This is a genomic window from Listeria marthii (genome assembly GCF_014227425.1).
In the GTDB taxonomy this organism is placed as follows: domain Bacteria; phylum Bacillota; class Bacilli; order Lactobacillales; family Listeriaceae; genus Listeria; species Listeria marthii.
Genome location: NZ_JAASWB010000007.1, coordinates 50,351 through 73,719, shown reverse-complemented (window position 1 = coordinate 73,719; position 23,369 = coordinate 50,351). Strand labels below are relative to the sequence as shown.

General features: G+C 39.4%; 20 protein-coding genes and 1 riboswitch. Of the genes, 14 read left to right on the top strand and 6 right to left on the bottom strand.

The window, feature by feature from the left end:
* Positions 1-110 precede the first annotated feature (110 nt).
* Together HCJ55_RS12530 and HCJ55_RS12525 are read left to right on the top strand one after the other, a co-directional pair.
* Positions 111-317: a YdbC family protein gene (locus HCJ55_RS12530; RefSeq protein ID WP_008947006.1), complete on the top strand. Its 207-nt coding sequence runs from the start codon at positions 111-113 to the stop codon at positions 315-317.
* Between the two features lie 24 nt (positions 318-341).
* Entirely contained in the window at positions 342-998 is a 657-nt protein-coding gene (locus HCJ55_RS12525) for an alpha/beta hydrolase (RefSeq protein ID WP_185518527.1), read from the top strand.
* Between the two features lie 31 nt (positions 999-1,029).
* On the opposite strand, the gene HCJ55_RS12520 is transcribed toward HCJ55_RS12525, so the two are convergent.
* Both HCJ55_RS12520 and HCJ55_RS12515 read right to left on the bottom strand, forming a co-directional pair.
* Positions 1,030-2,214: a class I SAM-dependent rRNA methyltransferase gene (locus HCJ55_RS12520; protein WP_185518525.1), complete on the bottom strand. Its 1,185-nt coding sequence runs from the start codon at positions 2,212-2,214 to the stop codon at positions 1,030-1,032.
* Between the two features lie 87 nt (positions 2,215-2,301).
* Entirely contained in the window at positions 2,302-3,684 is a 1,383-nt protein-coding gene (locus tag HCJ55_RS12515; protein WP_185518433.1) for an invasion associated endopeptidase, read from the bottom strand.
* 424 nt (positions 3,685-4,108) lie between these two features.
* On the opposite strand from HCJ55_RS12515, the gene secA2 reads away from it, so the two are divergent.
* The 11 genes from secA2 to HCJ55_RS12460 all read left to right on the top strand — a co-directional run bounded on the left by secA2 (position 4,109) and on the right by HCJ55_RS12460 (position 18,577).
* Positions 4,109-6,439 carry an accessory Sec system translocase SecA2 gene (secA2, locus tag HCJ55_RS12510; RefSeq protein WP_008947010.1) on the top strand — a complete coding sequence of 777 codons (2,331 nt, stop codon included), beginning with the start codon at positions 4,109-4,111 and terminating at the stop codon, positions 6,437-6,439.
* 116 nt (positions 6,440-6,555) lie between these two features.
* A complete protein-coding gene (locus tag HCJ55_RS12505) occupies positions 6,556-7,725 on the top strand; it encodes an AI-2E family transporter (protein ID WP_008947011.1) in 1,170 nt (389 codons plus the stop codon).
* A 265-nt stretch (positions 7,726-7,990) separates the two neighbouring features.
* On the top strand, positions 7,991-8,704 hold the full coding sequence (locus HCJ55_RS12500) for a WxL domain-containing protein (protein WP_185518431.1): 714 nt from the start codon (positions 7,991-7,993) through the stop codon (positions 8,702-8,704).
* 69 nt (positions 8,705-8,773) lie between these two features.
* Positions 8,774-9,793 carry a WxLIP family cell surface protein gene (locus HCJ55_RS12495; RefSeq protein WP_185518429.1) on the top strand — a complete coding sequence of 340 codons (1,020 nt, stop codon included), beginning with the start codon at positions 8,774-8,776 and terminating at the stop codon, positions 9,791-9,793.
* Positions 9,794-9,810: 17 nt separating this feature from the next.
* The gene (locus HCJ55_RS12490) at positions 9,811-12,276 is read left to right on the top strand and encodes a M26 family metallopeptidase (protein ID WP_185518427.1); all 2,466 of its coding nucleotides are present in this window, start codon (positions 9,811-9,813) and stop codon (positions 12,274-12,276) included.
* A 113-nt stretch (positions 12,277-12,389) separates the two neighbouring features.
* Positions 12,390-13,793 (top strand): cryptochrome/photolyase family protein, encoded by a 1,404-nt coding sequence (locus HCJ55_RS12485; RefSeq protein ID WP_185518425.1) that lies wholly within the window; start codon positions 12,390-12,392, stop codon positions 13,791-13,793.
* Positions 13,794-13,930: 137 nt separating this feature from the next.
* The gene (locus HCJ55_RS12480) at positions 13,931-14,344 is read left to right on the top strand and encodes a DUF2177 family protein (RefSeq protein WP_008947016.1); all 414 of its coding nucleotides are present in this window, start codon (positions 13,931-13,933) and stop codon (positions 14,342-14,344) included.
* Positions 14,345-14,346: 2 nt separating this feature from the next.
* The gene (locus HCJ55_RS12475) at positions 14,347-16,113 is read left to right on the top strand and encodes a DAK2 domain-containing protein (protein WP_185518523.1); all 1,767 of its coding nucleotides are present in this window, start codon (positions 14,347-14,349) and stop codon (positions 16,111-16,113) included.
* Positions 16,113-16,883 carry a DUF1295 domain-containing protein gene (locus HCJ55_RS12470; RefSeq protein WP_185518521.1) on the top strand — a complete coding sequence of 257 codons (771 nt, stop codon included), beginning with the start codon at positions 16,113-16,115 and terminating at the stop codon, positions 16,881-16,883. The genes HCJ55_RS12475 and HCJ55_RS12470 overlap by 1 nt, the downstream gene beginning before the upstream one ends.
* Positions 16,884-17,008: 125 nt before the next feature.
* Positions 17,009-17,551: a DUF1269 domain-containing protein gene (locus HCJ55_RS12465; protein WP_008947020.1), complete on the top strand. Its 543-nt coding sequence runs from the start codon at positions 17,009-17,011 to the stop codon at positions 17,549-17,551.
* 225 nt (positions 17,552-17,776) lie between these two features.
* Positions 17,777-18,577 (top strand): formate/nitrite transporter family protein, encoded by an 801-nt coding sequence (locus HCJ55_RS12460; RefSeq protein ID WP_185390733.1) that lies wholly within the window; start codon positions 17,777-17,779, stop codon positions 18,575-18,577.
* Between the two features lie 39 nt (positions 18,578-18,616).
* On the opposite strand, the gene metX is transcribed toward HCJ55_RS12460, so the two are convergent.
* Together metX and HCJ55_RS12450 are read right to left on the bottom strand one after the other, a co-directional pair.
* Entirely contained in the window at positions 18,617-19,723 is a 1,107-nt protein-coding gene (gene metX / locus HCJ55_RS12455; RefSeq protein ID WP_185504417.1) for a homoserine O-acetyltransferase MetX, read from the bottom strand.
* Between the two features lie 16 nt (positions 19,724-19,739).
* A complete protein-coding gene (locus HCJ55_RS12450; RefSeq protein ID WP_008947023.1) occupies positions 19,740-21,017 on the bottom strand; it encodes an O-acetylhomoserine aminocarboxypropyltransferase/cysteine synthase family protein in 1,278 nt (425 codons plus the stop codon).
* Between the two features lie 108 nt (positions 21,018-21,125).
* Positions 21,126-21,226, bottom strand: a riboswitch (SAM riboswitch).
* A gap of 238 nt (positions 21,227-21,464) precedes the next feature.
* Here HCJ55_RS12450 and HCJ55_RS12445 point away from each other — a divergent pair.
* Positions 21,465-21,992: an HdeD family acid-resistance protein gene (locus HCJ55_RS12445; RefSeq protein ID WP_185518423.1), complete on the top strand. Its 528-nt coding sequence runs from the start codon at positions 21,465-21,467 to the stop codon at positions 21,990-21,992.
* Positions 21,993-22,037: 45 nt separating this feature from the next.
* On the opposite strand, the gene HCJ55_RS12440 is transcribed toward HCJ55_RS12445, so the two are convergent.
* Entirely contained in the window at positions 22,038-22,739 is a 702-nt protein-coding gene (locus HCJ55_RS12440) for a Crp/Fnr family transcriptional regulator (protein WP_008947025.1), read from the bottom strand.
* 75 nt (positions 22,740-22,814) lie between these two features.
* On the bottom strand, positions 22,815-23,363 hold the full coding sequence (locus HCJ55_RS12435) for a biotin transporter BioY (RefSeq protein WP_185390738.1): 549 nt from the start codon (positions 23,361-23,363) through the stop codon (positions 22,815-22,817).
* Between the last annotated feature and the right edge of the window lie 6 nt (positions 23,364-23,369).

The following is a 23,369-nucleotide window of genomic DNA, read 5'->3' as shown; positions in this document are numbered from 1 at the left end:
AAATTCTAGTAGGAAGGATGCTTTTTTTGAATTTGCGATTGTTTCGATGTGATTTGGGGTAAATATTTGATAGTATGGTAGATATAGCACCGGAAAGGATAAGGATTATTTTGGCGAATATTGAATATGAAATTATAGAAGAAATTGGCGTATTATCTGAAAATGCACGTGGCTGGCGGAAAGAATTAAACAAAGTGAGCTGGAACGGACGCCCACCGAAATACGATATCCGCGACTGGTCAGACGATCACGAGAAAATGGGCAAAGGGATTACACTAACTGATGAAGAGGCAGAAGAACTAAAAAAACTGTTATAGTAAGGGCTGGTGTATAGGATGAGAATGTTTGCGTATGATATTTATGAACCAATTGGTAGAAAAGATGGGGACACGTTCCCGGTGATTTTTGCACTCCATGGTTTCGGCGGAGATGAGCTTGATATGGCGGGACAGCTAGAATTATTAATGGACCGCTTTGTTGTTGTTTCCATGCGTGGAGACGTTGAATATGGCCCTACTTATGGCTTTTATCATATGGTAACAGAAGGGGACCCTAATCCGCGTGAGGTAGATTATGCAAGCTTACGTGTTGCGCAATTTATCGATGAAATTTGTAATAACTATGTTTCGATTGATCGCGAACAAGTTTTTCTGGTGGGATTTGACCAAGGGGCTGTTTTAACGATATCGATAATGCAAAGTTACGGTGGCCAGTATAAAGCTGCAGCCTTATTAAGCGGGCGTTTGCCGTATTATATAGAAGATAGACCTGCAAATTTAATGTTGAAAGATAAGCGTATTTTTATCGGCCACGGTATTGAAGATGCTGTCGTTCAAATTGCTGAAGCAGATGATATTGCTAAATTCTTCGAGAAAATGGGCTGTAATGTCGAAAAGCATAGCTATTTTGTTGGGCATAATGTTAACGAAGCAGAAGAGGACGACTTATACAGCTGGTTTGAAAGTTTTTTGCCAAACCAACCAGTGAAAAATAAATAAAAACCAGCGACCATATCCGGTCGCTGGTTTTTTAAATATCCAAAGTAAGAAAAAGTACTTTAAGATAATTTCCCTCTGGAAAGTTTTTATTAACTGTAAAATCGGCAGGCAGGGAATGAGTTTCGACAATTTTATAAGTACGGTCGCTAGTTTGGAAGGCTTCCGCGATTAATTTTTTAAATGCTTTCATACCAAATCCTGCGTAGTTTGTTGAAGCAATGATAGTACCGTTTGGAGCAGTGATGTCAATGATTTCACGAAGCATAGCCGGGTAATCTTTTGCTGCACGGAAAGTTACTTTTTTTGTGCGTGCAAAGCTTGGTGGATCGACAACGACTAAATCAAATGTTAATTGTTTCCGCGCGGCATATTTGAAATAATGGAAAACATCTTCAACGATAATAGACTGCCCACTTGGATCTAATCCGTTCACTTCCATTTGCTCTTTTGTTTTGCTAAGCGAACGACCAGCCACATCTACGCTTGTCGTTTTGCTTGCGCCACCAAATAAAGCAGCTACAGAAAAAGCCCCAGTGTAAGAAAAGGTGTTTAGGATGTTTTTTGAAACCGAATAGTCTTCACTAATACGTCTCCTTACATCACGCTGATCTAGGAAAATACCGGTCATCCAACCATCATCTAAGTAAGTGGCGTAGTTAATACCATTTTCTTTAATAATAAGTGGGAAAGTTGCTTTTTGGCCGGCAACGAAATCATCTTTTGTATCTTCTTGAAAACGTCTTTTTTCATAAATACCTTTAATCTCGGGAAAAGATAGGAAGATATCAAGAATCGTTTTTTGGAAAGCGTAGATGCCTAAGCTGTACCATTGAATGACAAGGTAACCGTCATAATAATCAACCGTGAAACCGCCAAGTCCATCGCCTTCACCATTAAAAATTCGAAATGCGGTAGTAGAGTCATCTGCAAAAAGAAATTGACGTTTTTCGATAGCAGCGGTAATTAAATCAGTTAAAAAGTCTTCATCTAGTTGTTGTTTTTTGTCCCATGTGAAAAGCCAGCCACTGCCTTTGTTTTGTTCTCCGTGGTATCCTCTGGCAATGAATTGGCCATTGGCATCTGTTAATTCGAATACATCGCCTTCTTGTAACTCTTTCGGCCATTTTTCTATACGTTCTTTAAGAATTAAAGGATAGCCTTCTTTATAGCCTTTTGTGAACTTAGGGAAGATTTTTACTTTTACTTGGTTTTTCATCATGCACCGTCTTTCATTAAGATAAAATTTCCAACAAAAAACCTGTGAAGCGAACTGCTTGCTCCACAGGTTACTTTAAGTTATTAATTATACGCGACCGAAGCCAACTAGATATTTACCCCAGCCAGAGCCGTGGATGTTATCGTATTTAACGCCATTATCTTGCGCGTTAATCATTTGACCATTACCAACGTAGATACCAACGTGAGAAATTCCGCTACCATAGTCGAAGAATACTAGATCACCAGGTTTTGCTTGGGATTCAGAGATTCTTGTAGTACTAGAGTATTGTGCACCAGAAGTACGTGGAAGCGAGATACCAGCTTTAGCAAATACATATTTAGTGTAACCAGAGCAATCAAATGTAGTTGGTCCGTTACCACCCCATGAATAAGCTTTTCCAAGGTGTTTTTGAGCTTCGGCTAAGATAATAGCACTTGCGCTCGCATTGTTTGTAGAACCTTGGCTAGTATTAGCATTCGTGTTTGTGTTTTTAGATGGTGTACTTGTATTCGTGTTAGTGTTTGTATTTTTTGATGGTGCTGGAGCTGGAGCAGGTGCTGGTTTTGCAGCTTCTACTGGAGCTTTTGCTTGTGTTTGTTTTTCAGTTGTAACTTCTTTTTTCTCAGTAGTTGCAGTAGTTTTGTTTGTGTTTTCTTTTACTGCAGGTGCTGCTTGTTTTTCAGCTGCTGGAGCTTCAGTTTTCACTTCGGCTTTTGGAGTAGCTGTGTTAGCAGTTTGTTTGACAGCAATTTTTTGACCTACATAAATAGAAGAAGAAGATAAATTATTCCATGACATAATGTCTTGAACGGAAACACCGTATTTTACGGATAATGCCCAAATTGTGTCACCACTTTTAACAGTGTATGTAGTAGCGTTTTGGTCTACTACAGGAGTTTCTTTAGTTTCTGCTGCTTTTGGAGCAGGTGTAGTTGCTTGAGTAGTTTGTTTTACTTCTGTTTTTGTTTCAGCAGCAGGTGCCGCTTGTTGAGTAGTAGCTTCTTTTTTCACTTCTTGAGTAGTTGTTACAGGAGTGCTTGCTACTTTGTCAGTTAAGTATTTACCGTTAACAAAACCGGTTTTGCCATCATTGTAAGTAATTTTATGCCAACCGTTAGATTCAGTTGTTTCTACAGTTACTTTTGTTCCGCCTTTGATTGATGTGATAATGCTGTTATCAACACCAGCGCCAGTACGGACGTTAAGCCAAGTTGCGCTAACAGATTTCTCTGTTTTTGCATTAGCAACCTCAACTTCATTTACTTGTAATTTTTGACCTGGTACGATTTTATCAGTTGTTAAATTGTTTGCTTTTTTAATTGCGTCAACAGTTGTCCCTTTACTTTGAGCGATACCCCAAAGAGTATCTCCAGCTTCAACTACTACAGTGCTTGCGGACGCGATTGTTGGAGCAGCGAATGCTGTTACCGCAATCCCAGCTGTAGCCGCGATAGTTGCTTTTTTCATGTTCATAAAACCCCTCTCTTTTTTCAGAAAATCCCAGTACGTAATTAGTATTTGAGAATTAATTTTATTAGTGATTAATACTAAGTTTACCCAGTTTTTACCTAAAAAACAAATACCAAGGGAACGCTTCTAAACGGGAAAACGGACTATACCAACTATTTGTAATAATTCTGTAACAAACAAAAAGCGAACGTGCATTCTTAGGGCTTGGGATGTACTGCTAGGTAGACCTTTATGGTGTAAGTGGGATGTGAACATTAAGCAACAACTTTCGCTTCGGGAAACCTATTGATTTTTAGCAACAGAAATATTTAATACATTTGTAATATTAAAATCAGCAGTTTTGCGACTTTTCCTGACTCGAAATGAATTGCCAGATGACTTTATGGTATTCTATAATAGAAGGTATGGAGGATATTATATAATGAGACAGAATTATGATGATCGCAAAATAGTAAAACAGTACCGAGAAATAGCCCGCCAAATTGTTAAAAAAGAGGGCTTATATAGAAATATGGACCAATCCGAACTTTGTGAACAAACCAATTTTTGGCGTGAAAAGTTCAAGACGAAACCAATGACTGATCGGGATAAAATTAATATTTTCGCATTAGCAAGAGAAGCGGCAAGTCGGATTATCGGATTGGACGCGGTTGTAGTGCAATTAATCGGCGCACTTGTTCTTGGTGATGGCAAAGTGGCAGAAATGAAAACCGGTGAAGGTAAAACATTGATGTCATTATTTGTGATGTTTATAGAAGTAATGCGCGGTAATCGTGTGCATCTTGTTACTGCCAACGAATATTTAGCGAGACGTGACCGGGAAGAAATTGGTCAAGTGCTTGAATATTTAGGCGTTTCGGTTGCTCTAAATGAATCTGGTTTAGATAAAGACCAAAAAAAGGCAATTTATACAGCAGATGTTATTTACGGTACAGCTTCTGAGTTTGGCTTTGATTACTTACGTGATAACATGGTTCGTCAAAAAGAAGATAAGGTTCAAAGCGGACTTGATTTTGTTTTAATTGATGAAGCCGATTCAATTTTAATTGATGAAGCAAGAACTCCTTTGCTTATCTCTGACCGTAAAGAGGAAGATTTGTCACTTTATCATACAGCTAATGAGCTTGTGAAAAAGATGATGAAAGATGATTATGAAATAGAAGAACATAAACGCTTTGTTTGGTTAAATGATGCGGGAATTGAGAAGGCGCAGAAGTTTTGGCACGTGGAATCACTTTATTCTGCAGAGGCGCAGTCTGAGCTACGGATTACAATGTTGTTAATGCGGGCTCATTTCTTGATGCATAAAGATAAGGATTATGTGGTGCTTGATGATGAGGTGTTAATTATTGATCCACATACTGGACGTGCACTTCCGGGGAGACGTTTTAATGACGGGCTGCATCAGGCAATCGAAGCGAAAGAAGGCGTTGAAGTAAAAGAAGAATCGCGTACACTAGCGACCATTACGATTCAAAATTACTTCCGAATGTATAAAAAACTGTCTGGTATGACAGGGACTGCTAAAACCGAAGAAGAAGAATTCCGTCAAATTTACAATATGGACGTCGTAGTTATTCCGACCAATTTACGCGTAAACCGGGAAGATATGCCGGATGATATTTTCTATACGAAAAAGGAAAAAGGACGCGCGATTGTTTATGAAGTATCATGGCGCTATGAAAAAGGGCAGCCAACTTTAATCGGGACTTCTTCTATTAAAAGTAACGAATGGATTAGTGGCTTGCTCGATGCTGCTGGAATTCCGCACCAAGTCTTAAACGCGAAAAACCATGCGCAAGAAGCGGAAATTATTGCGAAAGCCGGTAAACGCGGCATGGTAACACTAGCAACGAATATGGCTGGTCGGGGAACGGATATCAAGCTTGATCCAGACGTGCATAAACTTGGAGGACTTGCTGTTATCGGGACGGAACGCCATGAAAGTCGCCGCATCGATTTACAACTTATGGGACGTTCTGGCCGACGCGGAGACCCTGGTTTTAGTAAGTTTATGATTTCTTTAGAAGATGATTTATTAGAGCAATTTGAAAGTAAAAGTTGGGAGAAACTTTCCACGAAATTGAAACGAAAAGCGCCACGCGACGGCAAACCAGTTAACTCACGGAAAATCCACGGAGTCGTTGTAAATGCGCAAAAACGCTTAGAAGGAGCCAACTACGATATTCGTAAAGATTTGCTTTCTTACGATGAAGTAATCGATTTACAGCGCAAAATGGTCTATAAAGAGCGCGACTTACTACTAGAAAGAAATAAACTTGGTGTATCTTCCGAAAAAATTCTGCGTGAAGTCGCCGAATATTCGTTTATTCATCCAACTGATGTTCCAGAAGAAGAATTGGAGAAATATTATTCACGTCAAAAAGAATTACTTGGCGGAACTAAATTCCCAATTTCTTTTGACCAAGTAACCTTAATGGAACCAGCAGAAGTTGTCGAAGAAATCGTTTCTTGGCATAAAAAAGAACGTAATAAATTCCCAGTTGAAACGATTGTGGCAATAGAACGCGAAGTTTATTTGAATTTGATGGACCAAATGTGGGTTATGCATCTGGACGCAATGGTGCAACTGCGCGAAGGAATTCATTTGCGGGCATACGGACAACAAGATCCACTTGTGATGTACCAAAAAGAAGGTGCGCAATTATTCGAGAAATTCCAAGCAGATTATCATTTCTATTTTGCACATGCGTTGCTTGAACTTGATCCAGATGGTTTAATCCAAGGTTAAAAATACAACTCACGCCTGATTTTTTTCAAATTTATGGGTAATTTAGTGTGAACGAGGGTATTAATCTATATAATGGTACCAAACGAAAATAAATTTAGACAAAAGAAGGTGGTAAAGTGAAGGGTTCACTCACAAAGTTTAAACAATTTTTTATTGAGAACAAGTTTGTGCTAGGGTTGCTAATTTTTCTATTAGTGGCACTTGATATTTATGTGCTAACGAAGATTTCCTTTATTTTCGACCCACTAATGGTTATTCTTAAAACCGTTGCAGCACCAATCATTTTAGCGGGGATTTCTTACTATTTATTTAATCCAATTATTGATTGGTTGGAGAAACATAAGTGGAAGCGTGGCTGGGCAATTGCCTTGTTATACTTAGTGATTATTGGTTTAATCATTCTGCTATTTAGCTTTGTTATTCCGGCTGTTAAGGATCAGATCGTTAGCTTGTTCAAATCGTTCCCGGGATACTGGGACCAAATTACACAGAAATTTGACGAGTTCAGTCGCTCGAGCCTGTTTGATCAAATAAAAGATAAATTAAACACGAATATGAGCGATATAATGAAGACTGTTTCTACCAAAGGAACGTCCGTAATTAACAGTGCTATCTCAAGCATTGGCAGCATTGTCGGGACTGTAACAGAAGTTATCTTAGCAATCGTTACAACACCACTCGTTTTATTCTACTTACTAAAAGATGGGAAAAAGCTGCCAGACTTTCTACTTAAAATGCTACCAGTAAATGGTCGTGCGCACACTCGCCAAGTACTTGGTGAAGCAAACCACCAAATCAGTTCGTACATCCGTGGACAAATTATCGTTAGCTTATGTATTGGTATTTTGCTATTTATCGGTTATTTAATTATCGGTTTACCATACGCATTAACGCTTGCTATTATCGCGGCATGTACTAGTATTGTTCCATACCTAGGGCCGGCAATTGCCATTACACCAGCAATTATTATCGCGATTGTGACATCTCCTTGGTTATTAATTAAACTAATCATCGTATGGTGTGTCGTTCAATTACTTGAAGGTAAATTTATTTCGCCGCAAGTAATGGGTAAAACATTAAAAGTACACCCAATCACGATTCTATTCGTTATTCTAGTAGCCGGAAATCTATTCGGTATCCTAGGTGTTATCTTCGCAGTACCAGGCTACGCGGTACTAAAAGTAATCGTAACGCATGTATTCATCTGGTTCAAACGAGTTTCCGGACTTTACGGTGAACAACCCGAAAGCGAATATGTGGCACCACCTGCAGAAGAAAAAGAATAATAAACAAAAAGCACTATCAGTAGAAAAGTAGATTTTTCTAACTGATAGTGCTTTTTTTGTGCTAGAAAAAGCATTGTTCACAAAAAAGACATAATTTTTCTCTTTACAAGCTAATCTCAGCAATAGTGCCGATTCGTTGTAAAAAATATTACAAAAACATGTAATGTATATGATGTTTTTCTCTATTTTTAATAAATTGTACATTGAATTGACTCCTTTTTCATCATAATATGAAGCCAACGCATGACGAAAGGGGAAATAATAAATGATTATCAAAAAAACATTAATTGTAGGATTAATTGGCATAAGTTCAGTCACACTTTTTGCACCATCAGCTTTTGCAGTAACTTCTGAGGGAGAATCAAAGGCTTCCATTACATTTGAAGCGGGGACTGGGGTTGTCAATCCAGTTGATCCGGAAGATCCAACGAAACCGATTGACCCGTTAGATCCGAGTAATCCAACTGACCCGGGAACTGGTAACACTGGTTCATTAACAATGGATTACGTTTCTTCGGTTAATTTCGGACAACAAGAAGTAGCGACGACAGAACAAAGCTATTCATCGACTTCCAGAAAACCATTTATTCAAGTGTCTGACCGTCGTGGAACAGGAGCTGGCTGGAAAGTTACTGCCACAGCTACTGCATTCCAAGATGAAAATGGTGCAGCTTCTCTATCAGGAGCAAAACTAACTTTTAAAAATGGAGAAACTGCTTCTGCGAGTACAACCGCGACAACACCGACTGCGGCTCAAACTGTAGAACTACCAACAGATGGAACTTCTATCGTAAGTGTTGTTTCCGCGAAAGCATCAGAAGGTATGGGAACATGGATTAATCGCTGGTTTGGTGCTACACCGAATGACGCAGCAAGTTTAAATGACAATGTACAACTAACGATACCAGCAGGGAGCGCAACAATTGGAGACCATGAAGCAACGATTACATGGACATTATCTGACGCGCCAGGAGTTTAAAAAATTTGCGTTTAGAATTTCACTTCTAGACGCAAAATTTTTATTAAAGACGATGGAAGGAAGGTTTAATTGAAAAAAAGTTTTCTTAGTTTATTGTTCATTGTTCCACTACTAGTGACATTCAGCAATTTTACAGAAGCAAAAGCGGCAGAGGGTGATGTTGGCTACTCTGTGCAGGCTAAAATTCCTGCCAATCAAATAGACAAAAAGCAAACTTACTTCGATTTGGAAATGAAACCTAAACAAAAACAAACCGTAGAAATCGAAGTAATGAATAGCTCAAGTGAAGAAATTCAAGTACAAGCGTCCGTTAACTACGCATCTACCAATCGAACAGGCGTCATAGATTACACGAAAAACGACCTAACTAAAAAAGATAAAAGTTTAAAATATCCACTTCCAGAACTAGCTAAAATACCAGACGACCAACAACTCCTAACTATTCCAGTAAATGGCAAAAAAACCGTCCAAGTTACGATTGAAATGCCAGAAGAATCCATAGATGGCGTTGTTTTGGGCGCAATACAATTCAAAAAGAAAAACACAACCGAGGCGAAAAAAACAAAAGGCGTCTCACTGAAAAACGAATATTCCTATATTGTTGGCATGCAGTTATCTGAAACCGACAAACTAGTCAAACCACATATGAATTTACTAAGTATCAAGCCAACGCTAATCAACTATCACACTGCAGTTGCTGCCAAATTACAAAACGACCAACCTGTTATTATCAAAAATTTAAGTATTGACGCGAAAGTTTACCAACATAACTCAGACAAAATGCTCTATCAAACGAAAAAAGCAGATATGACAATGGCGCCAAATTCCAATTTTGATTTTGGAATTGACTGGGGAAACAAGCCGCTAAAAGAAGGTAAATACCGACTGAAAATGACGGCCACGGATGGCGTAGAAACATGGAAGTGGGATGAAACTTTCACCATTGGTAAAGAAGGACAAGCTTTAAATAATAAAGCCGTTGATTTAAAACAAACGAACGAATGGATCTATGTTGCAATTGCAGCGGGTGTTTTACTTGTCTTACTGCTGATTATTTTCCTTATTAGAAAACGAAGAAAAGAACAATAAAGAAAGGGGCTGGCGAAATGGCTTTCAAAAAAATAATCATTGTATTGACCATGGCGGCTCTTTTTCTTGGTTTTAAAGTAGTTACAGCAGCGGAAAATGGGAGTGCCAAATTGGCGGGGAATGAAGCGGTAGTGACCAATTTTACAGAATTGAAAACAGCAATTTCAGAAGACAACGGGATTGATACGGTTTATTTAGGCGCGGATGTTGAGTTATCGGGAGGCATTGTCATCCCGGCTTCGAAAAGCACTTTCACTTTATCGGGGAAAAATCCTGCAACGGGTGAAATCCATACGTTAACAGAAACGATGGCATCATCAGGCGCACAAAGCAGTGTTATTACCGTTAATACAAACGCGGGAACAAAAGAAACGACTTTAAAAGATATTAATATTATTGGGAAAAATTATTATGGCACGATTTCGGTTTATGCTGCGGCGAAAAATGTCGTGCAAAACTACGAAAATATTCGCTACCAAGGGCCGCAGATGATTTATAATCTGAACGGTACAGCAAATTTTAAAGGAACGAATGATGTAACGATAGCATCGGTTGTCAGTGGTTCCGCAACACCAAATGAAGTGGCTGAAATTAAAGGTGTGAGTGTATCAGGGAAGCTAAACATTAATCATGCAAGTTCCAATGCGAATAGCGCTTTTTGGTTTGGTGGTGGAACTGCGGAAGTAAACACTTTTACTGTTGAAGAAAATGCCGATGTGACGGTGCTTTCTAATGGGACGGGAATGTTTTATCGTTCGGGAACGAAGCCAATCGATATTGATGTGAAAAAGAATGCGAAGTTGGATATTACTTCTAACAATAATATTTTTCGAGATACACCGGGCGGGGCGGTTAAAATTGCTGAAGGTGCGGATGTGACGATGACGAAAACAGCTGGCGGAAACCCGCTACTTTGGTCGGCAGATGATATTACGGTAAGTCCCGATGCGCGCTTAATTTTGAATAAAACAGGCGGGACGGGTTATGTTATCCAGTTTAATAATGCGACTGCAAAGTTAGATATTCAAAACCCGCGGAGCTTTTTAATTGCGACGAATTCGAATACGCCAATGTTTTATTGGCCTTATGGAAATACATTTAATTTAGATGCGCAAATGGTGAATTATTGGAATACGGCAGGAACGATTGATCGAACTGATTTGCCAGCGCAGATTTTCAGTTTACCGAACGGGGAAAATGTTACTGGGAGCTTGACTTATACGGGGACAACTACGAAAATTCTTGCTAGTAATGCGGGAATGACGCCAACGAATTTTAATCAAAATACAGCTCGGATGATTGCGATGGGATACCTTGAAGGAACGATAAATCCAGTGACCGATGCAGATAACGAAGTCACCGGGACCGCAACACCGAATGCATTTATTAGTATTGCTTATACCGAAAATGGCGAGAACAAGCTTTTAAAAGGACAAGCAGATGGCGCGGGGGATTATCGAATAGCTATCCCCAGTGGTTTTATAAAGCCTTACATTGATTTAACTACTACGATTACGCAAGATCAAAAACGAATTACGTTAGATAGTGTGACCGTAGAAGACGTAACTCCGCCGAGTGGGGAGGCCGTTACGCAAATTTTAAATATCGGCGACCCATTTCCAGATGTATCAAAACTAGTAACCAATATTAGTGATCACTCCGATAACACGGTTGGTGCAGGGGTGACAACGACTTTACGAAGCGTTCCAGACACCAGCGTATTTGGGCCGGCAGAAGCAATTGTTCGCTTAGAAGATAAGGCGCATAATTATGTCGACATCCGCGTACCAGTTTTTATCAAAGATGATCTGACAGAAATACAAGATGGTAAAGCCTTACGAGCGGCTGACTTTTCCGTGAATTTAAAAGAAATCATTGAGCTGAATGATGCAGAAATGCAGCAATTAATTTTAACGAAATCAGCTGCAAAAGCGTTTAATATCGAAACTGGCGAGGACTTGACGGCGCAAGTGAAAGTAACTAGTACTAATTTGAAAAAAGAAACGGGTTCTTACACGGCGACGATTCAAATGGGTACATTAACGAAAGAAATTGCGATTCAAGTCACGGGAGAGTTGAAATTCAACCATGTGCCAGAAACGATTTCTTTTGAGTCAATCGCCCTTAATAAGCAAAACAATATCGCGAAACGAAACGCGGACTTTGATTTATCCGTGCTTGATTCAAGAGGGGCGGACAGTCAGTTTAGCGTAACAGCGACAGTGAAATCACCGCTTACTTCAACGACAAATCCAGCTCATGTTTTGCCAAATGGACTGATTTTCATTGATAACACTGGAGAGAAAAAGCAACTTTCCGATGAACCAATTACCATTTTTCAGTCGCAGTCGGCTAGTGAGATGATTGTTCCGATTGAATGGGCAGCTGACCGCGGAATTCTTGTGGAAGTGGATGCGGCGGAAGCATATGTAGATGAAAGTTATGAGACAACGATTGAGTGGACTTTGACGGATGCTCCTTAGAAAACCTGTTAGCAAAAATTAACAGGTTTTTTAGTGTTATAAGCCCTTTGTTTTTCTAAATGCGATAGATTTTCGTATAATAACGATAAGTAATTTGCGAAAGGTGGGAAAGCATGACTTCAGTAATGTGGTTTCGAAGAGATCTCCGAGTAAGTGATAATAAAGCTCTCTATCATGCTAGTAAAGAGGACGATTTGATTTTGTTATTCCAAGTAAATCCAGCCCAGTTCATCACAGGAAGTCCTAGTCACCAAGCTTTTTTTGCAAGTGTGGCTCATTTTCAGCAAGAACTCGCTAAAACTGCCCGTTTGCAAATCATGTTTGGCGACCCGATGGAATGTTTGCAACAACTGAAAGAAGCCGTACCCATATGGGATAAAGTGTTTTTCAATCGCGATGAAACTGGCTACGGAGCAAGTCGGGACGCGGCGGCGAAACAGTTTTTTGATGAACGGCAAATCGAGGTTCATGCCTTTCACGACAGCTATCTTCATTCAGCCGAAGAAGTAAAAAAATCCCCCACGGAATACTATAAAATTTTCACCCCATACTATAAAAAATGGCGCGAAGAAATGAAAGAAATGCCATTAAAAGTCACATTAAAACCGGAAAATATCAGGAAAGAAAGCTTATTTCCAAAATATGAAGAACAGTTTGCAGAAATAGTTCATGATTTGCCCGTGTCTGATGCCGACGAACAAGCTGCAAATGCTCGGTTAGCGAGCTTTATTAAAGAAGATTTAACCGATTACGATAAAGCGAGGGATTTTCCGGAATTGGATAAAACAAGCCATTTATCACGCTATTTACGTACAGGTGAAATTTCGATTCGGACGATTTGGCAGGCGCTTCAACAAACGGAAGCCACAGAAGGCCGAGCGACTTTCGAAAAAGAGCTGTGTTGGCGCGACTTTTACAATATGATTTATGTTTCTTTTCCTGATCAAAAAAATGAGCCAATCCAAGAAAATTATCGTTATATTGAATGGGAAAATAGCCGTGCGTTTTTCAAGTGTTGGCAAGAAGGGCAAACGGGATTTCCGCTCGTTGATGCAGCGATGCGCCAGTTAAAAGAAACTGGATGGATGCATAATCGTCTGCGAATGATTACGGCTTCTTTTTTAACGAAAGATTTGCTGATTGATTGGCGTTTTGGCGAGAAATATTTTCAGCAAATGTTGATTGATTATGACCCGGCGAGTAATATCGGTGGTTGGCAGTGGGCGGCTTCGACTGGAACGGATGCGGTGCCGTACTTTAGAATTTTCAATCCAACAACGCAATCAGAAAAATTTGATCCGACTGGCAAATTTATTCGAACGTATGTAAAAGAATTGGTGAATATGCCGGATAAATTTATCCATCAACCAGAGAAAATGTCGGAAAAAGAGCAAAACGAGTATGGCTTAATGGTAGGAAAAGACTATCCATTACCAATCGTTGACCATAAAGAACGGCGGAAATTAGCCATTGCACGCTATGAGTTTAGCAAGGAGCATTACAGGGGAAATATATAGATAATGAGTCAATCATTTAATTAAATGGTTGATTTTTTTGTGGCAGTATTCACAAACGGTGAGTCTTGAGCAACCTTCTAGGAGTAGGGATAGAGGTATGTTAAAATTCACTTATCAAGTGATAAGGGGGAATCACAATGACGCAATTTTTAAAGCTATTTTTAACGAGTGCAGTAGTGTTCTTGATTTTTGATCTTTTTTGGTTACTCGTAGCTTCTAAGAAAATGTATCAACAATTTATTGGGGACTTAATGGGGGATGTTCGGTTAGCGCCAGCAGTTATTTTTTACTTTATTTATGTTGTCGGCGTTACTTTTTTTGTATTAATACCTGGGACAGAGAAAGGAAGTCTAGGTTATACGATTTTGGCAGGAGCGCTTTTTGGCTTAGTTTGTTATGCAACCTATGATTTGACGAACTTAGCGACATTAAAAGATTGGCCAATTACGATGACGATTATTGACCTTGTTTGGGGAACATCTGTAACAACCGTGACTTCGATAATTGTCTATTTTATTAATCTGCATTTCTTCTCGGGGGCAGGTTCGTGATGATGGAGTCCGAGAGCAAACGTCTATTACAAAGTATGCTAAACGGGGCAGCGGAGGTAATTAGTAAAAAAGACGAGCTGAATCGAATTAATGTGTTCCCTGTAGCAGACGGCGATACTGGTAGTAATTTAGCTTCGTTAATGCAAGCGATTATTGATCATGTTTCCCCGAAAGACTATTCAACAAAGGAGTTACTGGAAGAAGTGGCTAGTGCGGCTTTAATCGGAGCGCGCGGTAATTCCGGAATGATTTTTGCGCAATATTTAAATGCCGTTGCGGAAAGTTACCATCATTTTGAATCTACTTTTGACGGATTAGTTCAAGCGTTTCAAAAGGCTGTCCATAAAGCTTATGATGCCTTGTTAGATCCGAAAGAAGGGACAATTTTATCAGTGATGAAAGCTTGGTCTGAGGCGCTTGCTGGGACGTATGAAGTGGAGCGTTCTTTTCCACAATCATTATTAAATGCGCAAATAGTCGCGGAACAAGCGTTAATTAACACGGAATTTCAAATGCCAATTTTACGCAAAAATCGCTTGGTGGACTCGGGGGCGAAAGGCTTTTATTATTTTATTGCGGGATTAACGAATGCTTATTGCGGCGGAGCGGTTTCTGCGCCAGTCAGTGTGGCAGTAAAAGAACAGTTGGAAGAACATGTCCATTTTGAGACGAGTGAGCCAGTTTATCGCTATTGTTCAGAATTTATTATCAAACAAGCGACTGTCTCGCACCAAACGTTACGTGAAGTTCTGGCGTTTAAAGGGGACTCGCTCGTAATTGCCGGTAATGAAAAACAAATAAAAATTCACATCCATACAAATGAGCCTCAGGAAGTTTTGCGTAGTCTCGCGGAATATGGCGTGATGACGTATCAAAAAGTCGATGATATGCGGCTTCAATATGAAGTAACGAAAAAACCACGTGCGAAGATTGCGATAGTGACGGATTCGATTGCTGATTTGCCAGAAGCATTTTTACTGGAACATCAAGTGCATGTGTTGCCAATGAATATTTTAGCGGGAGAGGAAAATTTTCTTGATAAATTAACGATTGGACCGGCGATGATGCAAGGGAAACTTGCGCAACATTGTGATATGAGTACAGCGCAGCCAACGATTCGAACGGTTGATGCATTGTTATCTTTTTTAGAAAATAAATATGAGCATGTCTTAGTTATCGCGGTTTCGGCTAAATTAAGTGGGACGTATCAATTGATCAAGCAGCGAATCAAAGCGCGCAATTTGTCTTCGGACTGGATTCGCGTGATTGATTCGAAACTAAATTCGGTCGCGCAAGGTCTTTTAGTGAAGCAAGCGGTGGAGTTAGTCGAAACTGGGGAAGCTTGGGAAGGCGTTTTCCAGAAAATCGAACAATTAATCGGGCAGACTTTCATTTATGTCGCGGTTGCGGACTTGTCGCCAATGGTGCAATCTGGAAGAATTCCGCGTGTTTTGGGTAAAATCGCACAGAAATTATCGCTGTATCCGATTGTAAGCTTGGACGAGTCAGGGGACGGGAAATTAATTGGCGTATCGTTTAGTCAAAAACAAAGTATGAAAAAAATCATTAAAAAGGTCGCGAAAATACAACTACAAGAGCTGGCGATGACGCATGTTTCTTCGGAGCGTGATGCGGAAATTTGGCAGAAGCAATTTGAAAAGGAAACAGGGAAAGCTGGATATCTAGTGGATAGTTCGGCAGCAATTGCGATTAGCGCGGGGCTTGGAAGTGTCGCGGTCGCAGGGATTAAAAAGGGGGAAACAAGATGATGTATGGGATAGTAGCACTTGCTTTACTTGTTTATTTTATATTTTGGTTTATTATTTCGAAAATAAAGGGTAAATATTCACTCGTTGATATTGCTTGGGGCGGAGGGTTTGTTGTTGTCGCTTGGACTGGATTTTTAACTACTTTTAGCGTAACTGCCCAAAGTATAACCATTCTTATTTTAGTTACGATATGGGGCGTCCGTTTGTTTTGGCATTTGGCGCGCCGTAATTGGAATAAGCCAGAAGATTATCGCTACGTCAATATGCGCAAACGCTGGGGAACGACACTCGTTAATTTGAAAGCCTTTCTGAATGTCTTTGTGCTGCAAGGGGTACTATTATTTATTATCGCTTTGCCGATTACACATAGTTTTGCTAATGAAGCCGAAACCTTTGCTTGGTGGCAAATGCTCGGTATCGTTATTTGGATTATTGGCTTCATTTTTGAAGTTGGCGGGGATCTGCAATTAGAGAACTTTAAAAAGAATCCAGCGAATAAAGGAAAATTACTAACAACCGGTTTTTGGTCTGTTACGCGGCATCCGAATTATTTCGGGGAAGCACTTAGTTGGTGGGGCGTATTTTTAGTCGCATTAACGCAAATGACAGATTTCTGGTTGATTACGAGCCCGATTGTTATCACGTTATTACTACTGTTTGTTTCAGGTGTTCCTTTACTAGAGAAAAAATATCAAGGTCGAAAAGATTTCGAAGCTTACGCGAACAAAACGTCTAAATTTTTCCCTTTTATTGGTAAAAAAGGTCTGTAAAAGTAGTGATTCTATCTTAATAATGCTATTGATTGCTATTTGCAGGTTAGTGCGAGTAGAATAAGAGATGGGTATGATAAAACGTACCTAAATACAATACTTATGAGGCGAGAGGGGTACAACAGATGAAAAAAGAAAAAACAGTGTTAATTATGAATTTTGATGAAGAAAGTATTTCTTACCAAGCTTTCTCAGAAATGAAAAGATTGCACCAAGAGCGCAAAATTATTGGTTATCAAATGGCGGTTGTAAAACATGAGCCAGGAAATAAACTTGTTGCACAAGATTTTCTTGATTTTACTGGTGCCGACAAAAATATGAAAGATAGCCTTATTGGGATGTTAATAGGTATTTTAGGTGGACCATTCGGAATTTTAATCGGTTGGATGGTTGGCGCAATCGTTGGTTCTATGCAAGACGCTGGTGAAGTGAAAAATGCTTTAAGCGTATTCGAAAGAACGTTAAAAACGATTCCAGAAGGCTCTACAGGCGTTATCCTTATTGCAACAGAACAAGAATTAGCAAATGTAAACGATGTAGCAATGGATGAGTTACATGGTCGCGTGCAACGTATGGATGAAGCAATCGTAGCCCAAGAAATCAAAAGCGCACAAGAAACAGAAGGAAAAGCAAAAGATTCCGCTAAAAAACATTGGTTTGGTAAATAAAAAAAGTTGAAATGAGGACAGAGAAATCTGTTCTCGTTTTTTTGTTTTAAGTTTATAAAAACGGGGAAACTAACACCATAAAACAACAAATGAGAAATTTTTCAAGATGGTAACGCTTAACTGATTTTTATTTTCTGAAAACTATTTGCATCAAATTAAAAACATGCTACAATAAACAAGTTGTGAATTTCACAAGAAAATTTTTTTGTTTGGAGATGAAATAATTTGGATGTGGAAAATAGTCCATTAATGCAGAAAATTGATTATAGTACGCGCAAAAAAATTGATTTAGTAAATAATAGTATTCTTCGTTATATCGTGCGCGCGATGTTAGCATGTTTATTCTTGACACTAGGGACTGCGGTTGCTGTAATGATTGGTGATAAAGTCGATCATTTTGCGCCAGGACTTGGTAAAATCACGTATGCATTTATGTTTAGTTGGTCGCTCGTAATGATTATTTATATGAATGCTGAGCTTGGTACTTCTAACATGATGTATATGACAACTGGTGTTTATCAAAAAATTGTTAAACCAGGAAAAGCATTACAAATTTTGCTTTTATGTATTGTTTGTAATTTATTTGGTGGAATTCTTGCTGGGTACTTAGTTTCCTTGACATCTGTTTTCCATAATTTACCTGCAGACCATTTCTTATTTACTGCCGTTAGCGGTAAACTTGAAAAAGCGCCACTAGAAATTTTTGTGGAAGGTATTTTCGCTAATATTGTTGTAAATACCGCCGTGCTTTGTACGCTTCGAATGAAAGATGATGCTGGGAAAGTCATTGCGATGGTTTTCATTATTTTCATCTTCGCATTCTTAGGATTCGAGCACGTTATCGCCAACTTCTCATCATTCTCATTAGCATTTTTCGCTTCTGGTGGAACACTTGCTGCAATGACAGCGGGCAATGTGACCGTCAATTTAGTACTTGCTTTACTAGGGAATTTTGTAGGCGGAGGCCTTGTTATCGGGCTCGGCTATGCTTGGCTTAACCGAACGAAATCAATTTATAAAGACTAATAAAAAAGTGACCTCGGAAAATTTCTGAGGTCACTTTTTTTATATGCTTTTAACGGGTAAATTGCTTAAAAATGAGCGGATCAGTGGTTCGAATTTCGGCACTTCTTTCTCGACTAAGAAGGCGTCATGGCCGTATTCGGAAGCCACTTCATGGTAAGTAACCGGCACATCCCATTCTTTTAAAAGTTCGTAGCCACGGCGTAAATCGTGAATCCGGAAAAGTTGATCGGTCGTGATGCCGATAAGCAAATACGGAATTTTGATTTTCGAAAAAGCGGGCAAATCGTCTTTCGCAGGCGCCGTAACGTCAAATAGATCAATTGCTTTCGTTAAATACAAATAACTATTCGCGTCAAACCGCTCGACAAAAGTATCGCCTTGATATTGCAAATACGACTCGATTTGAAAATGCTCTTTTGAGAAAGCAGCAGGGGAAGACTCGGCGACAGTGAAGCGTTCAAATCGTTTCGAGAACAGCTCGCTCGTCCGGTAAGTCATCATTCCGACCATTCGAGCCGTCGCAAGCCCGCCCTCAGGTTGACCAACATAATTACCGCCATTAAAGTCGGGATCATTCAAAATCGCCATACGCATAATCAGATTATAACCAATCGCATCAGGTCCGGCAGCAAGCGGGGAGGCGATATTGATAATACTATCTGTAATATCCGCATAATCAATCGCCCATTCTGTCGCCTGCATTCCACCCATCGATCCACCAATCACCGAAACAATCCGCGTAACCCCAAGCTGTTCCAAAAGCTCACGCTGGACTTTAATAATATCTTTAATCGAAAAACCGGGAAATTGCAATCGGAAAGATTCGCCCGTTTTTGGATTAATAGAAGAAGGGCCGGTCGTGCCACTACAACCACCAAATACATTCGTGCAAACGAGGAAATATTTATCCGTATCGATCGTTTTCCCCGGTCCGATATAATCATCCCACCAACCAGGTGCATCGTCGTCAAAATGTTTCGCCGCATGAGCAGTCCCAGTGAGTGCATGTTCTAACAAAATACAATTATCGCGTGACTCAGAAAGTGTCCCGTATGTTTCATAGCCAACTAAAACTGGGCTTAATGTTTCTCCATTTTCAAGTAGAAGAGGACTTTTTTGAAATAGTTCTTTTTGTTGTAAGGTCACTTCTCTTCACTTCCTCCTAAATTTGCTCTAGTGCTTTCGTTAAATCTTGAATGATATCATCGGCGTTTTCAATTCCAATCGATAAGCGAATCGATTCTGGTTTCACGCCAGCTGTTAATTGCTGTTCTTCGCTTAGTTGTTGGTGGGTCGTGGATGCTGGATGGATGATAAGCGATTTTGCGTCGCCAACATTGGCTAGGTGTGAGAATAATTCTACGGATTCAATCACTTTTTTACCAGCTTCATAGCCGCCTTTAACGCCAAAAGTGAAAATCGAACCCGGGCCTTTTGGTAAATATTTTTGGGCTAGCTCGTTGTATTTATTATCTGCTAAACCGGGATAGTTTACCCAAGCTACTTTTGGATGGTCGTTTAAGAAATTGGCGACTTGTTTAGCATTTTTAACGTGTTGTTCTAGGCGAAGGGATAGTGTTTCTAGGCCTAAGATAAGCAAGAAAGCGTTGAATGGGGAAAGTGCTGCGCCAGTGTCACGAAGGAGCGAGACGCGCAGTTTGGTAATATAAGCCGCAGCGCCAACATCGTTTGTGTAGGAGAGGCCATTATAGCTATCATCTGGCACAACTAACTTTGGAAACTTGCCATTTGCCCAGTTGAATTTACCTGAGTCAATGACCGCTCCGCCAATCGCAACCCCATGACCACCGATGAATTTTGTTGCCGAGTAAACGACGATATCAGCGCCAAAATCAAATGGGCGATTTAAATAAGCGGTTGCGAATGTGTTGTCAACGATGAGCGGAATATCGGCTGCGTGCGCAACGTCCGCCACTTTTTCGATATCAACAATATTAATATCAGGATTTCCAATCGTTTCAATAAAGACAGCTTTCGTATTTTCTTTAATCGCTTTTTCGAAATTTTCAGGTTCGTTAGGGTCAACAAAAGTAACGTCAATCCCAAATGTTTTAAATGTATGAGAGAAAAGAGTGTGCGTTCCACCATAAAGTGTTGCTGCTGCGACGATATGATCCCCGGAACCAGCAATATTTAAAATAGAGTAAGTAATAGCGGCCATGCCAGAAGCAGTTGCAACGGCACCAATACCACCTTCAAGTAAAGTTAACCGTTCTTCTAAAACAGCAGTAGTAGGATTCATAATGCGGGTATAAATATTTCCAGTTTCTTGTAAACCAAATAAGGCTGCGGCATGTTCCGGGCTATCAAATGTATACGATGTTGTTTGATAAATTGGCACGGCTCTAGAATGCGTATCTCCGTCGGGCGTATGTCCACCGTGTACTTGAATTGTTTCGAATTTATACTCATTACTCATAAAATCCACTCCTCTTTAATATGTATTTATCAGTAATTTCCATCAAAAAACCTCCCTAGCAGTATATAAGCCGCCAGAGAGGATAGAGTTTCCTAAACATGGATTTCCGACTTATCTTTCAGAATATACTGCTGGAATTAGCACCGTGAAAATAAATTCCGGTTGCTAAGGCTTCAAAGGGCCAGTCCCTCCACCTTTCGTGATAAGAAAATACTATTAAATTAAGTTATATATTACGCTGGATGCTATGAATTGTCAACTATGTATTAAAAAAGGCTAAAATTAGTACTTTTTATGATATTTTTGTGAAAAAGGCCTTTTTTTAGGGCAATAATTACGCGCGAAAGGTTTTAAATCCGCTTTTTTAGGCTATTATAGTTAAGACTAATTATATTTCATTAAACATGGGGTCGAATTAGAAAAAACAAAGGGGAGTTGAAATAAAAAATGAAAACTTTTACACGAATTCTTGTTTTATTAGCAGGGATTGCAATGCTTATTCTTGGGATTTGGTTCTTGTTCCATCCGGGGATTTCATTATTAACATCGGCATTAATGCTAGGTTTCTTATTACTAATTTCTGGTATTTTCCACACAATCTCTTATTTTTCAGACAGAAAATCACAAAGTGTGTCTGGTTGGGTGCTAGCGGACGGGATTTTATCCATCTTACTAGGTTTCTTGCTATTATTTAATGAATTTGCTGGACCAGAAATAATTGTATTACTTTTTGGTATGTGGGTATTGTTTGCTGGTATTATGCGTACAGTAGGTGCATTTACTGCTAAACAAAATAATGTACAAGGATGGGGCTGGATTTTAACAATCGGTATTATTGGTATCGTTGTTGGCTTTATCGCTTTGTTTAATCCAATTGTTTCTGTAATCGGTGTTATAATCGTTGTCGCAACATTCTTCATCGTTCAAGGTATCGGTGCAATTGCAACATTCTTCTTTATGGGTAAAAATTATTAAAAAATAAAAAGGCGCTATCCACTAGGATAGCGCCTTTTTTTGCATTTATATGTATGGATTATATGTATCTTTCAGTTTTTGCTTATGAATTTCAAAATTATTAATACGCCAAGGTTTAGGCGAAAGGGCAATAATACCATCTTCCTCTAATTTTCGTAAATTCGTCGCCACGTAAGCTCGAGCTAAATTTAGATAATTTCCTAAGATTTTTTGCGTAAAATAATATGGAATCAAACAAGAGCCATCTGTTTCAATTCGGCCAAATCGTTCTCCACAAGCAATTAATCCAGCTAAAACTTTCTCATTAGAAGGTAAATTTGCATAAGCTTCGCGTTCTAGCATTGGTGTAACCATACTTTGCATAAGTGCGTTCATCTGCCAAAATACATCTGGTGAACTTAAGAATTTATTCAGAACATATTTACGTTCAAATTGATAAAGACTAACCTCACTTATCGTTGTGTAATTTACTGGTGATATCGCGCCACCAAGTAGTGTAAGCGGTCCGATGCAATCTTGTTTGCCTAAGAAGCTGATAATGTTATCTTCTTTACAAGTATTTTTGCTCATCGCAACTACGCCTTCTTCAATGATATAGAAGTACTCCGTTTCCGCGCCTTCTGCTAAAATCTGTTGATTGCGCCTAAAGCGAATTCTTTTATATGGAAGAACTGCTTCACTAGAATCTTTTAATAAATTAAGTAAATCTACGTTGTAAAAGCTATTTTCCTCATTTAGTAATGACATATACCGAGTCCCCTTTTCTCAGTGGTAATCATTATCATTATATAGGAGTTAACTTCAAATGTGTATCAATGGGGCTTATGTTGCTTTAAGAAGTTTTGCTTTGATGAGGCGATCACGAATAAGAATCCCTAAAAGCGCCGCGAAAACGGCTTTAATAATACCAGGAATAATAAATGGCACCATTCCTGTTAAAAAGGCAGCTGGCCAGTCAAGCCCAGTGCTAACTTTCAGCCATAACACGCCGAAAATAAGCGTGACGATTGCGCCAAGTATATTGGCAACAATAGCATAAGGAACCGTGAATTTGGTTTTTTCGAGCAACCAGCCTGTAAGTAATGCGTTAAAAATAAATCCGATAATAAATCCGCCAGTTGGTCCAAAAATAATCCCAATTCCTGCTGTCATTCCTTGGAAAACGGGAATACCTACAGCTCCAAGAACAATATAAACTAACACAGATATCGTGCCATGACGAGCTCCAAGGATCGTTGCTGCTAAGCCAATCGCAAATGTCTGTCCAGTAAGTGGAATCGGACCGAGTGGAATAGCAACTTGTGCAAGCAAAGCAATGATGACTGCAAATAAAGCATCTACAACTAAAAATTTCAATTTCTGATCGCGCATAAACAT

Excerpts from the sequence above, each read along its gene's own strand:
- HCJ55_RS12465 (WP_008947020.1), top strand. The coding sequence starts at position 17,009 with ATGAAAAAAGAAAAAACAGTGTTAATTATGAATTTTGATGAAGAAAGT.
- HCJ55_RS12440 (WP_008947025.1), bottom strand. The coding sequence starts at position 22,739 with ATGTCATTACTAAATGAGGAAAATAGCTTTTACAACGTAGATTTACTT.
- HCJ55_RS12470 (WP_185518521.1), top strand. The coding sequence starts at position 16,113 with ATGTATGGGATAGTAGCACTTGCTTTACTTGTTTATTTTATATTTTGG.
- HCJ55_RS12485 (WP_185518425.1), top strand. The coding sequence starts at position 12,390 with ATGACTTCAGTAATGTGGTTTCGAAGAGATCTCCGAGTAAGTGATAAT.
- HCJ55_RS12450 (WP_008947023.1), bottom strand. The coding sequence starts at position 21,017 with ATGAGTAATGAGTATAAATTCGAAACAATTCAAGTACACGGTGGACAT.
- HCJ55_RS12500 (WP_185518431.1), top strand. The coding sequence starts at position 7,991 with ATGATTATCAAAAAAACATTAATTGTAGGATTAATTGGCATAAGTTCA.
- secA2 (WP_008947010.1), top strand. The coding sequence starts at position 4,109 with ATGAGACAGAATTATGATGATCGCAAAATAGTAAAACAGTACCGAGAA.
- HCJ55_RS12515 (WP_185518433.1), bottom strand. The coding sequence starts at position 3,684 with ATGAAAAAAGCAACTATCGCGGCTACAGCTGGGATTGCGGTAACAGCA.
- HCJ55_RS12435 (WP_185390738.1), bottom strand. The coding sequence starts at position 23,363 with ATGCGCGATCAGAAATTGAAATTTTTAGTTGTAGATGCTTTATTTGCA.
- HCJ55_RS12525 (WP_185518527.1), top strand. The coding sequence starts at position 342 with ATGTTTGCGTATGATATTTATGAACCAATTGGTAGAAAAGATGGGGAC.
- HCJ55_RS12480 (WP_008947016.1), top strand. The coding sequence starts at position 13,931 with ATGACGCAATTTTTAAAGCTATTTTTAACGAGTGCAGTAGTGTTCTTG.
- HCJ55_RS12445 (WP_185518423.1), top strand. The coding sequence starts at position 21,465 with ATGAAAACTTTTACACGAATTCTTGTTTTATTAGCAGGGATTGCAATG.
- HCJ55_RS12490 (WP_185518427.1), top strand. The coding sequence starts at position 9,811 with ATGGCTTTCAAAAAAATAATCATTGTATTGACCATGGCGGCTCTTTTT.
- HCJ55_RS12520 (WP_185518525.1), bottom strand. The coding sequence starts at position 2,214 with ATGAAAAACCAAGTAAAAGTAAAAATCTTCCCTAAGTTCACAAAAGGC.
- HCJ55_RS12475 (WP_185518523.1), top strand. The coding sequence starts at position 14,347 with ATGGAGTCCGAGAGCAAACGTCTATTACAAAGTATGCTAAACGGGGCA.